Here is an 18,896-nt window from a genome sequence, read left to right on the forward strand (position 1 = left end):
AAAACGGCTGCTTTCCGTTAGCTACTGAAACATTACGTTTTGCTTACGTATGTGCCTTTTGATTAAAATGTAGCAAAATCGTGACGCCAGACCGAGAATTCGCGAATTGGCTCTGCAAGGCTGGGGATAACCAGGGTGGGGAACCACATATTCCTCAATGATGAGACAATATTCCCAATCAGGTGACAGATCAGAGGCTTGCGATCACCTTTTGTTGCATCATGTCTTCAAAGCCTATGGCGGCAAGTGTTTTTCAATTTGTCCATCGAGAATTCAATGAATTCGAGATACACTTATTTGGTACTCAATTGTCGGGCACCGCGACCGGCAAGACGGAAGGGGGCTGTCGTGAGCGAAGAGATCAGTGTCGCCGAGGCCTACCGCAAAGGCCGCATCATCTTCATGGGGCTGGAGTTGCTTATCGCGCCCGGTGCGCTCGTTCCCCGGCCGGAGACGGAGTTGCTCGGCACGACAGCACTTGATGTTCTGCGGCGAATGGACCTGTCGGCGCCGCGCGTTGTCGACATGTGCTGCGGGGCCGGCAATCTGGCCTGCGCCATCGCGCATTACGCTCCTGCCGCGCAGGTCTGGGCGAGCGATCTCACCGATGGATGCGTCGAGGTCGCGCGCCGCAACGTCGCCCATCACAACATGGCAGATCGCGTGTCGGTGCTGAGGGGTGACTTGTTCGGTGCTTTCTTGGGCCTGGAGCTCGATAACACGATCGACGTGATCGTCTGCAACCCGCCTTACATTTCGGAAAAGCGGCTCGATGGCGACCGCGCGCATCTGACCGAGCTCGAGCCGCGTGAAGCGTTTGCAGCCGGCCCCTACGGCCTGAGCATCCATATGCGGGTGATCAAGGACGCGCCGCGCTACTTGCGGCGCGGAGGCATCCTGCTCTTCGAGGTCGGTCTCGGCCAGAACCGGCAGGTCATGCGCTTGCTCGAGCGCTCCAAGTCCTTCGAGGGGATCCGGGCGGTCACGAACGAAGCCGGCGAGGGAAGGGTGGTTTTGGGACATACCACGCCCTGAGCGTCAGCCATGCCGCAACTGCTGGCTCAAATTCGCGGTGTTCACGGTTCAGGCGCGCTCCAGCAAAAAGCAAAATAGTGGCGCTTACTCGCGTCCCTGATCAGCCTTTTGGGCTTTTCTTGATTTGTTCGGTGCTATTACAAGCCCGCTGGTGTCTGGGTTTGCGTCGGAGACAAAGCTGTACGCAAAGATATGTCCCCGGTTCTCGTCGGTTACTCGGATCCAATCCTTTTCCCATGTCCGGAGCGTAACGTGTCGATCTGTCGACATGGCGGCGGCTTTGAAAGGGCTCGGCGCGTTGACGACACGCACCGTAATCACGTCATCACCCTCCATTTGTTCGACGAGGTACGTCTGCATAAAGGCCTTCCCACCGCCCATTGTAAGCTAACGTCAGCCAAAGGGTTCGGTTGCAGCGTAGCAAAAGGATTTTCGACAAATGTGACGAACCGAGGAGGCCTCTGCCCGGCCGGTCCGAGAACGGCGGCTACGGCTCAGTAAAATACGGAGGTTCTACATATGAAACCTCGCCGCCCAAGCTCATTTGTTGGGTGGGGGTATTGACGCAAGCCGCTTACAGGTCGCTTAGGTTTCGGATATTGCCGCCGCATTTGATGAGAAAGGAAGCCCGTTCCAAGGCGCGCGGGCGAGGGTTAGCCCTGGATCGACCAAGCGGCGCGCAGGTCGTTGGCCTGGGCGATCCTGACGCCGCAAGCAGTCAGAGCGCCTTTAGTCGCTGTTACGAGCGCGGCATTGTCCTTGGCAGTTGTGCCGTCGGCCAGGGTGAAATTGTTCTCGAAGCCGACGCGGGGATGACCGCCCAGCAGCGCACCGGCCGTAACGCAAGCGGTTTCTTGCCGACCGAAGGCGCAGACCATCCAGTGCGCGAAGCGCGGGCGGTCATGCGCAAGGAAGGGAAGCAGATCGGCCGGTCGCGAAACCTGTCCCGGCGTGTAGCGGCCGAGCACATAGAGCACCGGGATGTCATCGAAAGGCACCAGCCCGCGCTGCTGCATGGCGGCTAGGGCCGACGCCTCTTCGGGCGCGTAAAGGATCATCTGAGGGGCGATCCGCTCGCTCTTCAACCACGACAGGAACTGCGCGAAAGCGGTCTCATGGGCAGCGTCCGGCACCAATTCGCGCAGCGCCAGCGAAACCGCCTCAGGGCGGGCAGCGCGCACCACCGCCATCTGCTCGGCCGGCTGGTAGCGGTCGACCGCTTCGCTGGTGATCTGGATGATCAGCCGCTCGCCCACCGCATCACGTATCGCTTTCGTCGTCTCGCGATAAGCGTGCGCGTCGAGCAAATGGCCGCCGTCGCGGTCGCGGACATGCGTATGGATCATGGCGGCGCCCGCCTCGAGGCAGGCGGCGGCAGTCCGGGCCAGCTCCTGGGGGCCGATCGGCAGGGCAGGGTGGTCTTGCTTGCCACGCCGTCCACCATTCGGCGCAACGGCAATTGCCGTCGGTGCGACAAGTCCGGGGCCGGTGGCGTCCCTGTTGACGGTCATAAGCTCAGTCCAATTGTTTCAGTATTGCGCAGTATGTAACATATGTTGCATGATAGGTTCGCTGCAAATCGCGCCATCGTCAATCGGGGAAGGCATGACACACATCCTGCATCGCCAGATCCATGCGAGCCTGCCCGTCGCGGCTGGCGGCAAGGGCATCGAACTCTTCGACCGCAATGGCCGCGCCTATATCGATGCGTCAGGCGGCGCGGCGGTTTCCTGCCTCGGCCACGGCCATCCCGAGGTGACGGCCGCGCTCCACGCGCAGGCCGACAAGCTCGCCTATGCCCACACCAGCTTCTTCACCAATGAGCCGGCCGAGACATTGGCCGACAAGCTCGTCGCTGGCGCGCCACAAGGTATTAGCCACGCCTACTTCGTGTCCGGCGGCTCCGAAGCGGTGGAGGCGGCGATCAAGATGGCCCGCCAGTTTTTCGTCGAGACCGGCAAGCCAGAGCGGCGAAACGTCATCGCCCGCCGCCAGAGCTATCACGGCAACACGCTCGGCGCTCTCGCTGCCGGGGGCAATGAGTGGCGCCGTGCCCAATTCCGCCCTTTGCTGATCGACACGCATCACATCGACCCATGCTATGCCTACCGCTATCAGAAAGCCGGTGAGAGCGAGGCGGCCTACGGACTGCGGGCCGCCCAGGCGCTCGAAGATAAAATTCTCCAACTCGGTCCGGACACTGTCATGGCCTTCGTCGCGGAACCTGTGGTCGGCGCGACAGCAGGAGCGGTGCCCGCCGTTCCCGGTTACTTCAGCCGTGTCCGTGAAATCTGCGACCGCTACGGTGTGCTCCTCATCCTCGACGAGGTGATGTGCGGCATGGGCCGCACCGGCACGCTGCACGCCTGCGAGCAGGACGGCGTCGCGCCCGACCTGATGACGATCGCCAAAGGCCTCGGCGGCGGCTACCAACCCATCGGTGCGGTGCTGCTTTCGCGCCGCATCTTCGACGCTTTCGCCGAAGGCTCCGGCTTCTTCCAGCACGGCCACACCTATATGTGCCATCCGATGGCCTGCGCGGCGGCGCTCGCCGTCCAGGAGGTGATTGCTCGCGACGATCTGCTCGCCAATGTCCGGGCGATGGGAGCGCATCTTTCGCGGCGACTGGGCGAACGGTTCGGCAAACATGCCCATATCGGCGAAATTCGCGGGCGCGGCCTTTTCATGGGTGTAGAGCTGGTCGAGGATCGCTCTACCAAGGCGCCCTTCGAACCGAAGCGGAAGCTCAATGCGAAGATCAAGCGCGAGGCGATGGCGCGCGGACTGCTAGTCTATCCCGCAGGGGGAACGATCGACGGCGTGCGCGGCGATCATGTGTTGCTGGCGCCGCCCTTCATCATAGACGCCGCGGCAGTCGACGCAGTTGTTGAACGGCTTGGCGACGCGATAGACGCTGCGGTGGCATAGCCAGCGGTCTTCATTCCGGCAGATAGGCGCCGAACGCCTGCAACTCCAGTTCCGTCTCCCTGACACGAGCCGCCGCAGCTGGCCCGCTGCGCGCCAGCATCGTTGCGGCCAGCGCTTCCACGATAGCCATGGCTGCGGCTACCGACGGGAAGAAGGACGGGCTGTCGGTAGAGAATCGCAAGACAACCTGCGCATGCCGCGCGATCGGAGCGGCCATGCTGTCGACGATAGCGACAATCGGAACGCTGTGTCGTTGCGCAGCCTCCACCACGGGCCCGAGTTCACGCGAATAGGGCGAAAAGCCGATCGCGACGACCGCTTCCCTCTTCCCAAGTGCTGCGAGTTCCGCCTCGATCGCACCGCCGTCGCCGCCGAGCAGCGTGATCTCGCGCCGAAACATCCGGCAGAGATAGACGAGCGCGTGGGCGGGCGCGCGGCAGCTTCGGAACCCGGCGACACGTATGCGCTGAGCCTTCTCCAGTATCGCGCAGGCCCTTGCGATTTCTTCGCTGCCGTTGACCGCTTCGGCCGCCGCCAGATTGGCCACCGTCGTCCTCAGCGATTCGGCGAAGATCGCCTCCGACCTGCGTTTGACAAGCGCATCGGCCCTTGCGGCGAAAAGCGCTTTGCCGGAGCGCAGCCGGTCCTCGAACGGCTTGCGCAGCGCCGCCCAGTCGCCGAAGCCCAGCCGCCGCGCCAGTCGCACGAAGGTCGTCGGTGTCACCTCTGATCGCGAGGCCAGCACCCGCATGGAAACCAGCGCCACCTCGTCGGGATGATCGACCAGGAATCGCGCCGCCTTGCGCAGTTCCGAGCTCAATTCGGGGAGTTCGGTCAGTATGCGCGCCAGAAGCGCGTCGAAACCCATCTCCCCACTGTCCATTGTAACAAGCATATCCCTTGATTGATAAAGCGCAACAATTGTAGCATGCATCGACGTGCCTTGACACCAAAACAGAGGACGGCCGCGACGGCACGCAAAGTACCAAGGGAGAACCAGATGAAACATGCCCGGACTGCACGCCTCGGAGCGCAGATTGCCGCCTTGTCGGCGGCGCTGCTGTTTTCGGCCAGCGCAATGGCGCAGCAGAATTTTGTTACCATCGGGACCGGTGGCGTCACCGGCGTCTACTATGCCGCCGGCGGCGCTATCTGCCGGTTGCTCAACAAGGATCGCAAGACACACGGCATCCGCTGCTCGGTCGAATCGACCGGCGGATCGGCATTCAACGTGAACACGATCAAGGAAGGCGAACTCGACTTCGGCATGGCGCAGTCCGACGTCCAGTACAACGCCTACAAGGGTCTGGAATCATTTAAGGACGGTGGCGCCCATACCGACCTGCGCGCGGTTTTCTCGATCCATCCGGAGCCGTTCACGGTGCTGGCACATCCCAATGCCGGGGTAACGAAATTCGAGGACTTCAGGGGCAAGCGTTTCAACGTCGGCAATCCCGGTTCCGGGACACGCGCTTCCATGGAACGTCTGCTCGGTGCGATGGGCTGGACGTTGGCCGACTTTTCGCTCGCATCGGAGTTGAAGGCTGACGAGCACGGCCCGGCGCTCTGCGACGGCAAGATCGACGGGTTCTTCTACGGCGTCGGCCATCCCTCCGCGAACATCCAGGATCCGACGACCACCTGCGCCGCCAAGCTGGTGCCGTTGACTGGAGAAGTCGTGGACAAGCTCGTCGCCGAGAATCCTTACTACGCCAAGGCGATCATCCCAGGCGGCCTTTACGCAAACAATCCCGACGATACCGGGACTTTCGGCGTGCTCGCCACGCTCGTGACTTCGGCCAAGGTTCCCGATGAGAGCGTCTATCAATTGACCAGGGCGGTGTTCGAGAATTTCGACGAGTTCAAGTCGCTGCATCCGGCCTTCGCCAATCTCGATCCTGCCAAGATGGTTGCGGAAGGAAATTCCGCGCCGCTGCATCCGGGAGCTGAAAAATACTTCAAGGAGAAGGGCTGGTTGAAGTAGGCTTCGTGACCTGACGACGGTCCGGCGGGTCCAGCTGATCCGCCGGGGCCATCCGCAACAGGAGACGACGTCATGAGCGAAGTGAAGGCACAACCGGCCGGCGTCGATCTCGAAGAGCTCGAACAACTTGTCGCGGAAGCCGACACGGGTGGCCGGCATCCGGCTGGAACGGTCGGGCGCATTCTACTCTGGGTTGCAGTCGCGTGGTCGCTTTTCCAGCTCTGGTACGCTTCGCCTTTGCCGTTCGTGTTCGGCTTCGGCATCCTCAACGACACGGAAGCGCGCGCCATCCATCTTGGCTTTGCGCTGTTCTTGACCTTTCTCGCTTATCCGGCGCTAAGATCCTCGCCTCGCGACCGCGTGCCGCTGCTCGACTGGGTGCTGGCCGTGGTCGGGGGATTTGCCGGCGCCTACCTCTTTCTGTTTTACGTCGCGCTTTCCGGACGGCCGGGCCAGCCGACCACGCTCGATCTGGTGACCGGCACCGTTGGCATCCTGTTGCTGCTCGAGGCGACGCGCCGTGCGCTCGGCCTACCGATGGTGGTCGTGGCGTGTGTCTTCATCTTCTACACCTTTGCTGGCCAGTATATGCCGGACGTGATTCAGCATCGCGGCGCATCGCTCACCAAGTTTCTCAACCATCAATGGCTGACCACCGAAGGCGTCTTCGGGATTGCGCTTGGCGTGTCGACGAGCTTCGTCTTTCTGTTCGTCCTGTTCGGCACGCTTCTGGAAAAGGCAGGCGCCGGCAACTGGATGATGCAGATCTCCATCGCGCTGCTCGGCCATCTGCGCGGCGGTCCGGCGAAAGTCGCGGTGGTCTCATCGGCCCTCAACGGCGTCGTGTCCGGCTCGTCCGTCTCCAACGTGGTTTCAGGCGGCATCTTCACCATACCGTTGATGAAGCGCACCGGCCTTTCCGGCGTCAAGGCTGGCGCCATCGAGGCTTCAGCCTCGATCAACGGCCAGATCATGCCGCCGGTCATGGGCGCGGCCGCCTTCCTGATGGTCGAATATGTCGGCATTCCCTATTCGGAGATCGTCAAGCACGCGCTGCTGCCGGCGGTCTTCTCTTATATCGCGCTGCTCTACATGGTTCATCTCGAAGCGATAAAGATGGGCCTGAAGACAATCCCGCAGCGTCCGACGCCGGCAAGAGAACGGATGCTGCGGATGGGGCTCGGGCTGTCGGGCAGCATTCTCGCCGTCTGTATCGTCTATTACGGCATCGTTGTTATCCAGGCTGTCTTCGGCGGGACCGCGCCGCCGGTGCTCGCGCTCGCCGGCGTCGCTCTCTACGTCGCCTCGGTTTGGTATTCCTCGCGCTATCCGGATCTCGCACTTGACGATCCGAATGCGCCAATCCTGGAACTGCCGCGCGCCTGGGACGTCACGCGGACCGGGCTCGATTTCCTCATCCCGATCGCGGTGCTTCTGTGGTGCCTGATGGTCGAGCAGATGTCACCCGGCCTCTCGGCGTTCTGGGCGACTGTTTCAATCCTCGGTATTGTCGCCACCCGCAAGCCGCTGATGGCGGTGTTCCGCAACGAAAACCTCGCCGCCTCAGTGCGGGCTGCCTGGGACGACCTAATTGACGGGCTGGCGCTCGGCGCCCGCAACATGATCGGCATCGGTATCGCCACGGCCACCGCCGGCATCGTCGTCGGTACGATCACGCTGACGGGTCTCGGCCTGATGATGACGGAACTCGTCGAGTTCATCTCCGGCGGCAACGTCATCCTGATGCTGATCCTGATCGCCGCGATCAGCCTTGTGCTCGGCATGGGCATCCCGACCACCGCAAACTACATTCTGGTCGCCACGCTGATGGCCCCGGTCGTAGTCGATCTCGGCGCGCAGGCCGGACTGCCGATCCCGCTGATCGCGGTCCACCTGTTCGTCTTCTACTTCGGCATCATGGCCGACATCACCCCGCCCGTTGGGCTGGCAGCGTTCGCGGCGGCGGCGATTTCCAAGGAAGATCCTATCGCCACCGGCTTCCAGGGCGCGCTCTATTCGCTGCGTACGGCGATCCTGCCGTTCGTCTTCATCTTCAATCCGGCGATCCTGCTGATCGGAGTCGACAGTTGGCCCCAGACGATCTGGGTGGCGACCGTGTCGCTGATTGCAATATTGCTGTTTTCGGCCGCGACGATGAACTGGTTCGTGACCAAAAGCCGTCTCTGGGAAAGTGCGGCGCTGCTGCTCATCTGCTTCACGCTGTTTCGGCCGGACTGGTGGCTCAACCAGGTGTCGCCGCCTTACGAGGAACTGCCGGCAAGCGAGTTCCTGTCGGCGGTGGCGCGCACGCCGGCCGATGGCCGCATCAATTTCGTCGTCGAGGGCGTCGACCTCATGGGCGAAGATGTGCGCAAGACGGTCAACGTACCTCTCGGGGCGCCGGGCGAGCCGCTAGAGCGGCTGCGCGGCATTGGACTTACCATCACGCAAGCGGGCGACGCGCTGATGATCAGCAATGTCGATTTCGGATCCTACGCCAAGCGCATCGGGCTGGATGTCGGATATGACGTCGTGGCTGTGCTCAGAAAGGCCGACCAGCCCTCGAGCCTCATTCCGATCGGCCTGGCGCTCGCTGCAACCGCTGGCGTCGCCGGGCTGCAGTTTGCGCGGGCGCGCAAGCAGGCGGACAGGAGGGAAGCCGGGCCAGCGCGCTGAGTCTGGAGTGGTTGATAACAGCTGCTGACAGCCCCCGGGGAAAAACTCCTCAGTCGGCGATCAGCACCACCTTGACGCTCTGCGAGCGGTCGGCGGCCAGGCGAAAGGCATCGCGGGCCGAGGCGAGGGGGCGTTCGGCGGACACCAGCTTCAGGACGTCTATCTCCCCGCCGACGATGAGATCGACCGCCTTGTTGAATTCCGCGCCGAAACGAAACGTGCCGTTCAGATTGATTTCCTTGGCCATCACCGCATTGGCCGGCACCGGAATCTGACCACCCGGAAGATTGCCGACCTGAACGACCGTGCCGCCGCGCCGGACGCTGGCGATCGCCGCGGCGAGACCGGCTGCGGTGCCTGAAATCTCGAACGCGACATCGATCGCCTTGTCGGCCGCGAGCGCCTTCAGCTCGTCGTCGCCGCCAGACAGGTCGATCGTCCTGTTTGCTCCAAGTTTGCTGGCAAAGGCGAGCGGCGCCTCTGCAATGTCGGCGACGGTGAGCTCGCCACATCCCTTGAGCCTGGCGGCGAGCATGGTCAGGAGCCCGATGGGGCCGGCGCCGAACAGGATGACGTCGCGCCCGGCGATGTCGCCGGCCCGCGCCACGGCATGCAGGCTGACGGCGAGCGGTTCGGCGAGTGCCGCCGCCTGGTAGGCGACATCAGGCGGGACCTTGATGCATTGCGCCGGTGTGGCGTCGAACAGGCTGGCAAAACCGCCTTGCATGTGCGGCATTTTCGACGCCGAGCCCATGAAATAGATGTCTTCGCAGAGATTGGCGCGGCCCTCCGCGCATCGCGCGCATTCTCCGCACCAGCGCGACGGATTGACCGCCACGCGGTCACCGACGGCAAGTCCTGGCGCGTCCGCGTTGATTTCGACGATCTCTCCGGCAACCTCGTGGCCGAGCACGAGCGGCGACGTGACGACAAAATCGCCGGTCCGCGCATGGCGGAAATAGTGCAGGTCGGAACCGCAGATGCCGCCTGCGCCGAAGCGCACGCGCACCATTCCCGGCGCGAGGGGGCCGAGCGGATGCTCGATAACGCGCAGATCCTCAGGGCCGAACAGCGTCGCGGCGATTGCGCTGTCGATCAACGGATCAGCCCCATTTGCGTCGGCAGCCACAGCGTGATGGCGGGGATGAAGGTGATCAGGATCAGCGCGACGATCAGCGGCACGAGCCAGGGCAGAATTGCCATGGTCGTCCGCTCGACCGACAGCTTGGCAACCCGCGAGAGGACGAACAGCACCATGCCGAGCGGCGGATGGAGCAGACCGATCATCAGATTGAGCGTCATGATCAGACCGAAATGCACAGGGTCGATGCCGTAGAGGACGACGATCGGCAGGAGGATCGGCACAAGGATCGTGATAGCGGCGACCGTGTCGAGAAAACAACCGACTACCAGCATCAGGATGTTGACCAGGATCAGGAACACCCATTTGTTTTCGGTCAGCGATGTGATGAAGACCGAGAAGACCTGCGCCGCCTGGCTGACCGTGAGCAACCACGCGAAGATCGACGCTGCGGTGACGATGAAAAGCACCGACGCGGTCGTCTCGATCGTATCGAAACTGGCCTTGGCCAGGGCTGCGAGTGTCATCGTCCGATAGCGCACGAGCCCGAGAAACAACGACCAGATGACGGCGGCCATGGCCGCTTCGGTCGGGGTGAACCAGCCCATGGTCATGCCGCCGATCAGGATGATCGGCGTCATCAGCGCCATGACGGCGGAGAAATCGAAATACCAGTCGCAGGCGATCAGGACGACGAGCGCGATGCCAACGGCAATATTGAGCGACAGTCCCATCTGGACAAGGATATAGACCGCGAGCGGAAAGCAGCACACGACGGCGACCTCGATCGAGGCGGCGGCGAGCCGGTTCAGTTTGAACGGCGTGTCCGACCCCCAGCCCCGGCGGTGGGCGAAGATCGCGACCGTCACCATCATCAGCACCGTCATGACGACGCCGGGCAGGATGCCGGCCATGAACAGCGCGCCGATCGAGACGTTGGCCATCATGCCGTAGATGACGAAGGGCAGCGACGGCGGGAAGATCGGGCCGAGCGTCGAGGAGGCTGCGGTGACGCCGACCGCCGCCTCCACGGGATAACCATGGTCGCGCATGGCCTTGATCTCGATGGTGCCGATGCCGGCAGCATCGGCAAGGGCTGCGCCCGACATGCCGGCGAAGACCACCGATCCGATGATGTTCACCTGGGCGAGGCCGCCCTTCATCCAGCCGACAAGCGCCAGCGCGAAGGAATAGATCCGCCCGGTGACACCGGCGATGTTCATCAGATTGCCGGCGAAGATGAAGAACGGCACGGCAAGCAGCGGAAAGCTCTCGACACCGGCGATCATGCGCTGCGCGGCGATGATATCGGGCGCCACGCCATAGAAGACGAGATAGAGCAGCGACGACACCGCCATCGACACAGCGACGGGCACGCCGACCAGCATCAGGACGAGAAAGGCTCCGATCAGAAGCAGCATGGCCTATTCCCCCAATCCGTCGAACGCGGCGGGGCGCTCCAGCGCCGAGTAGCCACGGCGGATGTTGCCGATGAATACCTGGATGGCGCGCAGCATCATCAGCACGAAACCGGCGAAGACGGCGTAGAAGACGACGTTGCGCGGCAGGTTGATGGTGACCATCCGCTCGCGGTGGACGATCCCGACATAGCGCCAGAGGAGCCAGGACATGTAGGCGAAGAAGCAAATGGTGATCACATTGACCGCGAGCGCCAGGTAGCGCCCCGCCCCAGCGGGGAGATAGTGATAGAGCACGTCGACGTGGATGTGGCGCGTAGTGCGCGTGCACATGACCGAGCCCAGGAAGACCACGACGACGAGGCAATTGATGGCAATCTCCTCGGTCCAGGCAAAACTGTTGTTCATGACGTAGCGCGTGAAGAACTGCAGGAACACGCAGAACGACATGCCCCAGAACACTGCGAGCGTGACCCAGTCTTCCACCGCGTATCGCGACAGATCGACGGGCGGCGCTTCTTCCTCGAATGCATGCGCCAGTTCTTCGGGGGTAACCTGGGTGTGGACCTCTTGGGTCATCGGCAAGCTCCGGGCACTGTTGGACAGCGGCTCGACAGACCCGACGCGCTTGTTGCGCCGGGCCCGGATTGATGCGGCCTACTTGACGGCGCGGATCGCCTCCCAATCCTCCTTGCGGTAGCCGAACTCCTCGAACGTCACTTTCTCCATCACGTTCTTTTCGAAATCGGCGCGATCGACTTCGGTGACGGTGAGACCGCGCTCCTTGAAGGTTTCAACCAGGGCTTTCTCGCGATCGACAATTATCTTCGTCGCTCGCGCGGCAGCTTCCTGCATCACCTCGGTGAAGATCGCCTTGTCCTCGTCCGACAATTGCGACCAGCGCGATTGCGACACGATCGTGTTGAGATGATCGACGATGTGCCCAGTCAGGATAATATGCTTTTGCACTTCGTAGAACTTCTTGGCCTCGATCGTCGTCAGCGGGTTTTCCTGCGCTTCCACCGTGCCCTGCTGCAAGGCGAGATAGACCTCGGCGAAGGCGATCGGCGCGGTGTTGGCGCCGCAGGCGCGCGGCATGGCGAGATAGGCCGGCACATCAGGCACGCGGATCTTCAGGCCCTGCATGTCGGCGCATTTCTCGATCGGCCGGTTGGAGGTCGTGTGACGGGTGCCGTAGTAGGTGGTCGCCGTGATGTGATGGCCGGACGCCTCTTCGTAGCCGCCGGTCAATTCCTTGTATTTGTCGCTCTTGGTGTAAGCGAGCAGGTGATCCGCGTCGCGGAAAGTGAACGGGAAGTAAGTGACGCCGATCGGCGGGAATTCGCGGGCGGCGAAGCTCGATCCGGAGATGATGATGTCGACCGTGCCGAGGGTCAACCCCTGGTTGATGTCGGCTTCCTTGCCGAGTTGCGAAGCCGGGAAGACGTCGATCGTATAGCGGCCATCGGTGCGCTTCTTGATCTCTTCCGCCGCCCACACGGACTCCGTGTGGAAGGGTTCGGAGGTTTCGTAGACATGGGCCCATTTCAGCGCGGTTTGTGCAGAGGCCGAAGCCATGGGCAGAGTGATAGCGGCGATCGTGCCGATCAGAACAGCGTATTTCCTCAACATCATATTCCTCCCTATGAATGGATTTTGACTGTGCCGACAGGATCCTCCCGGTCGGCCGACTCCTATCCCGCGGCCTCCCTGGCCGCGGATTTCTCACCGAAATTGCGTGAGAATCTCAGTTGCGACTGACGCAGATGTTCCTGCATCGCGGCCTTGGCCCGTTCGGGCTCGCGCGCCGCGATCGCGTCACGCACCGCGCGATGCTCCTCCGCGGCGGCTCGCCAGGACTCGCTGTTCTCGAAATAGCTCGACAGGCGTTCGAAATATGGGTTCATGCGCTGGTCGAAAAGCTCGCCGATGCAGCGCACCAGGACGGCGTTTCCAAGTATGCCCGCCACCATCGTATGGAACTCGCGGTCGAGCGCGATCGTCATCCTGGTCGGGTGAGGTATCTGCTCCATGCGGCGCAGCACGTCGTCCATATGTTCGATGTCGATCGGCCGAACCCGGAGGGCGGCTTCGGCGGCGATCGCCCCTTCGATGAACTCGCGCGCCCGCAAAAGCTCGAACGGGCCTTCATCCATCTCTGCCCTCAAAATTTCGGCACGCGGCGGTTCGGTGACGTAGATGCCGGAACCGACGCGAATGCGTATGCGCCCCTCGACCTCGAGCGCGATCAGCGCTTCACGGACGGTCGGGCGGGAGATGCCAAGCTGATCGGCCAGTTCGCGCTCGGTTGGCAGCCGATCGCCGACTGCGAACTCGCCGGCGTCGATCAGCTGCCGAAGCTGGTCGGCGATCTGTCGGTAAAGTCGACGCGGTTCAACGGCCTGGATCGGCATTGTTACCCAGTTCTACTTCAACGGAATCATCTGGCTGATCCCGGATCGGTAAATTGGTCTGACCTATTGATCGAAAGCCTGCCGCGGAAGAAGGAAGGAGTCAAGGAGCAGAGAGCGTCTTTTTTCGGCGCGGGAGGTCATCGACCGGCCCGGCTTCCATCGGCTTTAGCAAGAGTGATAGATCCAGCACCACGGACATCAATGCTTCAGCTCACCACTTCTCAATAGAGGGCGTGCCTGTCGCTTTGGGGTCATCGTCCTATTCTCAAGACCACTTTTCGCCCATCGGAAAGGATTCCCGTTCCTGTGCCAGCTGGAGGTTGTCTGCTGGTCAGCGAGAACACGAATCGGGTTGAGAGTTGCCCGCAAGCCATCGTTCCTTCTCCACGCGAAAAGGTAAGGTTGATGGTAGTTGTCCCTCGGCATTCGACCCCGGTATTGGTCTGCCCGCGAATAGTTCCGCGCCGTGTGATACTGTTGACGGCAGCCGTCCCGGAAAAGGAGAGCGTCCCATCAATAGTCTGACCGGAGACTGGTGCCGTGATGATGAGCGGGTTTTGCGCCTGCGCGTAGCCGACACCCCCGGCAATCAACATTGTCGCTAAGATTCGCCAGAAAGTACGGTGCATTTGGACGGTTCCTATTGAGACCGCTGCAGTGCAGACTACGAGACGGCCATGCTCGGCCTTGCCTGCCAGTCGGTCGTGTCCCACCGCGTGGTGTAGGTCGGCGGTAGCGAAGCCGCTCGCGAGCGCGCTGTAGCGAGCGAGCGGCGTAGCGGCGGTCATCGATGTTCTTCGGTAGGGTTGGGTTGCTGACACCACCTGATTCGAAGGAACCACCGATGACCAGCGACATGATGAACCTGCGCACGCTCGTAGAGAAGACCCCCGACGCCGATATCCTGCGCGAGATGATCGGCTTTGCCGCCGAGCGGCTGATGGAGCTGGGAGCGGCCCTGCTTATGACTTGATCCTGCTACCGCATATCCGTGCCCCCTTAATGTTCAGAGGCCATTGGCGGAAGCTCTTGACCTTCCCAGCGACCGGAAGTCCTTATTCTGTGGTTTTGGAGCGATAGGGAAGGCGATGTCGCGTCTAGCAGCCGCGTCGGCCCGGAAAAGTGTTTATCCATCCCGGATATCGGGCATCATGCGAACAACAACAATGCTGAGGGAAAGGTGGTGGCGGACTCATGGTCGTGATCGACGTGCAACCCTGACGCCCGCTCCGCAAGGCGAAACATAGATGGATGACTTTGCCGTTTACGGCGGCTTGTTTCTCGTTGCGTTCGCCGCGGCGACCACCCTTCCGGCGCAGTCGGAGGCTGCCCTTGCCGGGCTCCTCGCTACCGGTTCCTTCTCGCCCGCAATGCTGGTTGTTGTCGCCAGCATAGGCAACATCCTTGGTTCGGCGGTGAACTGGGTTCTTGGTCGAGGGCTCGAACGCTTCCGGGACAAGCCCTGGTTTCCGCTGCGTCCCGCGAGGCTCAACCGCGCCACGAACTGGTATCGCCGTTATGGAAAATGGTCGCTCTTGTTAAGCTGGATGCCGATCGTCGGCGACCCACTGACCGTGGTCGCTGGGGTTTTGCGCGAGCCGCTATGGAGCTTTGTCGCAATCGTCGCCGTGGCGAAGGTTTCTCGCTATCTGGTTGTCGCCGGAGCGGTGCTGGGCCTGATGTAAGACCGATTTGGTTCATCAGCGCACACTATTGCGCGCCCGCACCTTCCAGATAAACGATGATCGCGGCGCGCTGGGCGGCGTTGGGAACGCCCACTGCCATAGACGTGCCCGGAACCCTCTGGCGCGGTGCCGCTAGGAAGGCATCAAGCGCACCGCTGTCCCAGACGATGTCAGACTCCCGCAGCGCGGCCGAATAGCGGGCACCCTCGACGCTGCCGGCCTGTCGGCCGATGATGCCCGACAGATGCGGGCCGGCCCTGTTCTGGGCGGGCTCCAAGCTGTGGCAGGCCCCGCAGCGCTGCCGGAACAGCCGCTCGCCGTCGGCCTGCTGCGCGGAAGCGGCGACCGGCAACAGCAGGCCGCCGGCTGCCAAAAGCGCAGCCAGGGACGTACGCGCTCGCGTGATCGACGTGGCCAAGGATGCGGTCACAACTCCAACGGAAATAAATTGGTTGCGTGTCGTGGCTTGTGAATGGCTCATCGGATGACCTCTGCAGAACGTTGAAGGGAGGGGCTTTGCTGGTGACCGGAAGCTTCCGGCAGGACCAGCCCTCAGCAGCGAGGGCGGCGGCTGGGCTAAGAAAGGCACTGGTGCGGGTGGCTTGTCCTTCGTTGCGACGACATTGATCGATCGTGGCGCGACAGCGCGGGCGTTCCGATCGCGGGATGGGTTTCGATCAAGCCGGCAAGGATCGCAGTCCAGTCGGAGGGCTCGTCTCAGGCACAGGCGCCGGGGCAAGCTGCTTGGCCATGTCGATGAGCGGCAGCCTGATGACCGCGCGAAGGCCGTTGCTCCGGTTTTCCAGCACGATGTCGCCGCCGTGGTGGCGGGCAATGGCGCGGGCAATTGACAGGCCGAGCCCGACGCCGCCGGTCTCCCGGTTGCGCGACTGCTCCAAACGGAAGAAGGGCGCGAACACCTGTTCCATTTCGCCTGGCGGAATGCCGGGTCCGGCGTCCTCGACCACAATGTCCAGGCTGTCGGGACTCCTGACCAGGCTTACCTTGGCCCGCTCGCCGTAGCGGACGGCATTTTCGACGAGGTTGCGGATCGCCCGGCGCAGCGAGTCCGGCCGGCAGCGGTACAGCACCTTGGGCCCGTCGCTGACGGTGACGTTTTGGCCAAGATCCGCGAGATCGTCGCAGAGGCTGCCGACCAGCGCCGAAAGATCGACGGTTCGCGTCTCCTCCACCGCGGCGTCCTCGCGCGCGAAGGCGAGCGCTGCTTCCGTCATCGTCTGGATTTCCTCGATGGTCTTCAGCATTTTTTCCTGGAGATCGTGATCCTGGACGAATTCCGCGCGCAGCCGGAGCGAGGTCAGCGGCGTGCGCAGGTCGTGGCTGATCGCCGCCAGCATGCGTGTGCGGTCCTCGACGAAGCGCTGCAGGCGCTCCTGCATGCGGTTGAACGCCTCGGCGGTCTGGCGGATGTCGTTCGGTCCGGATTCCGGCAGCCGCGGCACGGCCTCGCCGCGGCCGAACAGTTCAGCGGCATTGGCGAGCCGTCGCAGCGGACGCGCGATTGCCTGCGCCCCGAAGATCGCAATGGCGGACAGGATGAGTGCGGTTAGCGCCAGCGATATCGCCGATTGCGTTGTCCAGAAGGCACTCGGCATCGCTTTGGCGTAGGCGGCGTTCAGCCAGGTGCTGTCGTCGAGGCGGACGGAAAGCCCCATGCCGTTTGGGGCGCCGTTCATATAAAGAAACTTGGCAGGTCGCGTGAACGGACTGCCATTGCCGGACAGGTCCAGCATGCGCGGCGGCACCGAAGGATCGGCGGCAGCGACTGCGTTCGAGGCCTGCCCGTTCATGTAGGCTGCATATTTGGCGGCAATCCCGGGCAGCGGCTTGGCGAGTTGCGTCAGTGCCTCCTGTTGCCAGGCGAGGGGATTGCTCGGCCCGTCGTGCGAGGTCCAGAAGCGCGTATAGGCCGTGCCGCTTACGTTGAGGATGTCGGGTCGAAGCGAGGGCGGCGTCGTGTCCAGCAAAATGGCAAGGGAGGACGTGCGGCTGACGAACTCGCCCTTGGCCGCCGCCTGCAGGGCTTGTCCGCGCTCGTCCCACGAGATCAGGAAGGTGATCGCCTGCGACAGGCCGAGCGCAAGCAGCACCAGCATGAGAAAGCGGGCCGCCAGGCTTCGTCTCCACAACAGCATCATGCCTGGGCCACCTCGGCTGTGAAGCAGTAGCCGCCGCCCCAGTGCGTCTTGATCAGCATCGGATTCTTTGGATCTGCCTCGATCTTCTTGCGCAGCCGGCTCACCTGGTTATCGACGGCCCGGTCGAAACCGTCGGCCGAGCGCCCGACGGTGAGGTCGAGCAACTGATCCCGGCTGAGCACGATCCCGACATGCTCGATGAAGGCGGTGAGAAGGCGGAATTCGGCCGTGCTGAGCGCGACCGCCACGCCGTCGAGCCCGACCAGCTCGCGGCGGCCGACATTCAGCGTCCAGCGGTCGAAGCGCAGCGCGTTCGATTTGAGCCGGCCGCGCTGCGGCGGCAGGCTGTGGACGCGCCTGAGCACCGCCTTGATCCGCGCCAGCAATTCCCGCGGATTGAACGGCTTCGTCACGTAGTCGTCGGCCCCGATCTCGAGGCCGACGATCCGGTCGACCTCCTCGGCCATGGCGGTAAGGAAGATGATCGGAACGTCGACCGTTCCGCGCACGTGCCGGCAGGCGGCAATGCCGTCCTCGCCCGGCATCATGACGTCGAGGACGATAAGATCGGGCAGGCTGCGGTCGAGCAGCCGCTTGAGCGCGGCCGTGCTGTCGGCGACGCTGACGCGATAACCCTGCTGGGTGAGGTATTTCCCCACGAGATCGCGGATGTCCCTGTGGTCGTCGACGACCGCGATGTGCTGCGCCACTTCCATGCAATGCTCCGAGGCCGCCGCTGAATAGTCGGTCAGTATCGACGATATCTAGTTTGCGTCTACACGGATGATCACCTTCCGCGCCATGGCGGCAATCTCGCGCGGCATCAACAAAGCGTGAGAAGTGTAACGAAATGTATCAGAGCGCCGCGCCCGCGACAACTTGCGATGAACTGCCGGTGTTCGGGACAAGGTTCTGCGACAGCTCCCGCCTAACTTGGCCTCGTCGCTAGCCGGGACATCCGGTCTTTGTCGCCAGGCCATGCCGCGCGGCATCCAGACTTCGTTCCTCGCCAGCCTTTGATCGAAAGGATTGCACAATGGCCAGATTGATCATCAACGGCACGCCACGTGACATCGAGGTCGATCCGGACACGCCGCTGCTGTGGGTGATCCGCGAGCAGATCGGGCTTACCGGAACAAAGTACGGTTGCGGCGTTGCCGCCTGCGGCGCCTGCACCATCCATATAGACGGCGTCGCCACGCGCTCCTGCGTGCTTCCGGTGAGCGCGGTCGAGCCCGACCAGCAAATCACCACCATCGAGGGGCTTTCGCCGGACAGCTCGCATCCGGTCCAGCAGGCCTGGCTGGCGCTTGATGTGCCGCAATGCGGCTACTGCCAGGCCGGCATGATCATGGCTGCGGCGGGTCTGCTCATGCAGAACCCGAACCCCGCGGACGAGGACATCAACGCCGAGATCACCAATATCTGCCGCTGCGGCACCTACAACCGGGTGCGCGCTGCGATCAAGCTGGCCGCCAAAGCCGGCGAAGCCACGCAACGCGGTTGAGGAGAACAG

The 18,896-nt window shown here is 62.8% G+C and carries 17 protein-coding genes; 7 read left to right on the plus strand and 10 right to left on the minus strand.

Features of this window, described 5'->3' with window-relative positions:
- Positions 1-348: 348 nt before the first annotated feature.
- Positions 349-1,035 carry a N5-glutamine methyltransferase family protein gene (locus tag NMG80_RS24985; RefSeq protein ID WP_254020571.1) on the plus strand — a complete coding sequence of 229 codons (687 nt, stop codon included), beginning with the start codon at positions 349-351 and terminating at the stop codon, positions 1,033-1,035.
- A 653-nt stretch (positions 1,036-1,688) separates the two neighbouring features.
- Here the strand turns inward: NMG80_RS24985 and NMG80_RS24990 are convergent.
- Positions 1,689-2,546, minus strand: coding sequence for a beta-keto acid cleavage family enzyme (locus tag NMG80_RS24990; protein WP_254020572.1), 858 nt, complete (start codon positions 2,544-2,546; stop codon positions 1,689-1,691).
- A gap of 94 nt (positions 2,547-2,640) precedes the next feature.
- On the opposite strand from NMG80_RS24990, the gene NMG80_RS24995 reads away from it, so the two are divergent.
- Positions 2,641-3,963, plus strand: coding sequence for an aspartate aminotransferase family protein (locus NMG80_RS24995; RefSeq protein WP_254020573.1), 1,323 nt, complete (start codon positions 2,641-2,643; stop codon positions 3,961-3,963).
- Between the two features lie 10 nt (positions 3,964-3,973).
- Here NMG80_RS24995 and NMG80_RS25000 read toward each other — a convergent pair whose 3' ends face one another.
- On the minus strand, positions 3,974-4,846 hold the full coding sequence (locus tag NMG80_RS25000; protein ID WP_254020574.1) for a MurR/RpiR family transcriptional regulator: 873 nt from the start codon (positions 4,844-4,846) through the stop codon (positions 3,974-3,976).
- A gap of 117 nt (positions 4,847-4,963) precedes the next feature.
- Here NMG80_RS25000 and NMG80_RS25005 point away from each other — a divergent pair, with 117 nt between their 5' ends.
- Both NMG80_RS25005 and NMG80_RS25010 read left to right on the plus strand, forming a co-directional pair.
- Positions 4,964-5,947, plus strand: coding sequence for a TAXI family TRAP transporter solute-binding subunit (locus tag NMG80_RS25005; RefSeq protein ID WP_254020575.1), 984 nt, complete (start codon positions 4,964-4,966; stop codon positions 5,945-5,947).
- Between the two features lie 72 nt (positions 5,948-6,019).
- Positions 6,020-8,623: a TRAP transporter permease gene (locus tag NMG80_RS25010; protein WP_254020576.1), complete on the plus strand. Its 2,604-nt coding sequence runs from the start codon at positions 6,020-6,022 to the stop codon at positions 8,621-8,623.
- Positions 8,624-8,672: 49 nt separating this feature from the next.
- Here the strand turns inward: NMG80_RS25010 and NMG80_RS25015 are convergent, their stop codons facing one another.
- The 5 genes from NMG80_RS25015 to NMG80_RS25035 form a co-directional block, all read right to left on the minus strand.
- Complete coding sequence (locus NMG80_RS25015; RefSeq protein ID WP_254020577.1) at positions 8,673-9,722, minus strand: L-idonate 5-dehydrogenase; 1,050 nt, start codon at positions 9,720-9,722, stop codon at positions 8,673-8,675.
- Positions 9,719-11,125, minus strand: coding sequence for a TRAP transporter large permease (locus NMG80_RS25020; RefSeq protein ID WP_254020578.1), 1,407 nt, complete (start codon positions 11,123-11,125; stop codon positions 9,719-9,721). Before NMG80_RS25020 ends, NMG80_RS25015 begins: the two co-directional genes overlap by 4 nt.
- Before the next feature lie 3 nt (positions 11,126-11,128).
- A complete protein-coding gene (locus NMG80_RS25025; RefSeq protein ID WP_254020579.1) occupies positions 11,129-11,701 on the minus strand; it encodes a TRAP transporter small permease in 573 nt (190 codons plus the stop codon).
- A gap of 78 nt (positions 11,702-11,779) precedes the next feature.
- A complete protein-coding gene (locus NMG80_RS25030) occupies positions 11,780-12,754 on the minus strand; it encodes a sialic acid TRAP transporter substrate-binding protein SiaP (RefSeq protein ID WP_254020580.1) in 975 nt (324 codons plus the stop codon).
- Between the two features lie 62 nt (positions 12,755-12,816).
- The gene (locus tag NMG80_RS25035; RefSeq protein ID WP_254020581.1) at positions 12,817-13,536 is read right to left on the minus strand and encodes a FadR/GntR family transcriptional regulator; all 720 of its coding nucleotides are present in this window, start codon (positions 13,534-13,536) and stop codon (positions 12,817-12,819) included.
- Between the two features lie 844 nt (positions 13,537-14,380).
- Between NMG80_RS25035 and NMG80_RS37090 the strand changes: the two genes are divergently transcribed.
- Positions 14,381-14,509 (plus strand): hypothetical protein, encoded by a 129-nt coding sequence (locus NMG80_RS37090; RefSeq protein ID WP_280178792.1) that lies wholly within the window; start codon positions 14,381-14,383, stop codon positions 14,507-14,509.
- Positions 14,510-14,783: 274 nt separating this feature from the next.
- The gene (locus tag NMG80_RS25040; protein ID WP_254020582.1) at positions 14,784-15,221 is read left to right on the plus strand and encodes a YqaA family protein; all 438 of its coding nucleotides are present in this window, start codon (positions 14,784-14,786) and stop codon (positions 15,219-15,221) included.
- 25 nt (positions 15,222-15,246) lie between these two features.
- On the opposite strand, the gene NMG80_RS25045 is transcribed toward NMG80_RS25040, so the two are convergent.
- The 3 genes from NMG80_RS25045 to NMG80_RS25055 form a co-directional block, all read right to left on the minus strand.
- Positions 15,247-15,651 carry a c-type cytochrome gene (locus NMG80_RS25045; RefSeq protein WP_254020583.1) on the minus strand — a complete coding sequence of 135 codons (405 nt, stop codon included), beginning with the start codon at positions 15,649-15,651 and terminating at the stop codon, positions 15,247-15,249.
- A 247-nt stretch (positions 15,652-15,898) separates the two neighbouring features.
- Positions 15,899-17,380 carry an ATP-binding protein gene (locus NMG80_RS25050; protein ID WP_254020584.1) on the minus strand — a complete coding sequence of 494 codons (1,482 nt, stop codon included), beginning with the start codon at positions 17,378-17,380 and terminating at the stop codon, positions 15,899-15,901.
- A complete protein-coding gene (locus NMG80_RS25055) occupies positions 17,377-18,096 on the minus strand; it encodes a response regulator (RefSeq protein ID WP_254020585.1) in 720 nt (239 codons plus the stop codon). Before NMG80_RS25055 ends, NMG80_RS25050 begins: the two co-directional genes overlap by 4 nt.
- Positions 18,097-18,416: 320 nt before the next feature.
- Between NMG80_RS25055 and NMG80_RS25060 the strand changes: the two genes are divergently transcribed.
- Positions 18,417-18,887, plus strand: coding sequence for a (2Fe-2S)-binding protein (locus NMG80_RS25060; protein WP_023798506.1), 471 nt, complete (start codon positions 18,417-18,419; stop codon positions 18,885-18,887).
- Positions 18,888-18,896: the final 9 nt, after the last annotated feature.

The organism is Mesorhizobium escarrei, from assembly GCF_935825525.1.
Taxonomy (GTDB): domain Bacteria; phylum Pseudomonadota; class Alphaproteobacteria; order Rhizobiales; family Rhizobiaceae; genus Mesorhizobium; species Mesorhizobium escarrei.

Bases quoted from the DNA above. Each gene is read 5' to 3' on its own strand.
- NMG80_RS25030 (WP_254020580.1), bottom strand. From the start codon at position 12,754: ATGTTGAGGAAATACGCTGTTCTGATCGGCACGATCGCCGCTATCACT.
- NMG80_RS37090 (WP_280178792.1), top strand. From the start codon at position 14,381: ATGACCAGCGACATGATGAACCTGCGCACGCTCGTAGAGAAGACCCCC.
- NMG80_RS25055 (WP_254020585.1), bottom strand. From the start codon at position 18,096: ATGGAAGTGGCGCAGCACATCGCGGTCGTCGACGACCACAGGGACATC.
- NMG80_RS25050 (WP_254020584.1), bottom strand. From the start codon at position 17,380: ATGATGCTGTTGTGGAGACGAAGCCTGGCGGCCCGCTTTCTCATGCTG.
- NMG80_RS25035 (WP_254020581.1), bottom strand. From the start codon at position 13,536: ATGCCGATCCAGGCCGTTGAACCGCGTCGACTTTACCGACAGATCGCC.
- NMG80_RS25010 (WP_254020576.1), top strand. From the start codon at position 6,020: ATGAGCGAAGTGAAGGCACAACCGGCCGGCGTCGATCTCGAAGAGCTC.
- NMG80_RS24990 (WP_254020572.1), bottom strand. From the start codon at position 2,546: ATGACCGTCAACAGGGACGCCACCGGCCCCGGACTTGTCGCACCGACG.
- NMG80_RS25000 (WP_254020574.1), bottom strand. From the start codon at position 4,846: ATGGACAGTGGGGAGATGGGTTTCGACGCGCTTCTGGCGCGCATACTG.
- NMG80_RS25025 (WP_254020579.1), bottom strand. From the start codon at position 11,701: ATGACCCAAGAGGTCCACACCCAGGTTACCCCCGAAGAACTGGCGCAT.
- NMG80_RS24995 (WP_254020573.1), top strand. From the start codon at position 2,641: ATGACACACATCCTGCATCGCCAGATCCATGCGAGCCTGCCCGTCGCG.
- NMG80_RS25040 (WP_254020582.1), top strand. From the start codon at position 14,784: ATGGATGACTTTGCCGTTTACGGCGGCTTGTTTCTCGTTGCGTTCGCC.
- NMG80_RS25060 (WP_023798506.1), top strand. From the start codon at position 18,417: ATGGCCAGATTGATCATCAACGGCACGCCACGTGACATCGAGGTCGAT.
- NMG80_RS25005 (WP_254020575.1), top strand. From the start codon at position 4,964: ATGAAACATGCCCGGACTGCACGCCTCGGAGCGCAGATTGCCGCCTTG.
- NMG80_RS25020 (WP_254020578.1), bottom strand. From the start codon at position 11,125: ATGCTGCTTCTGATCGGAGCCTTTCTCGTCCTGATGCTGGTCGGCGTG.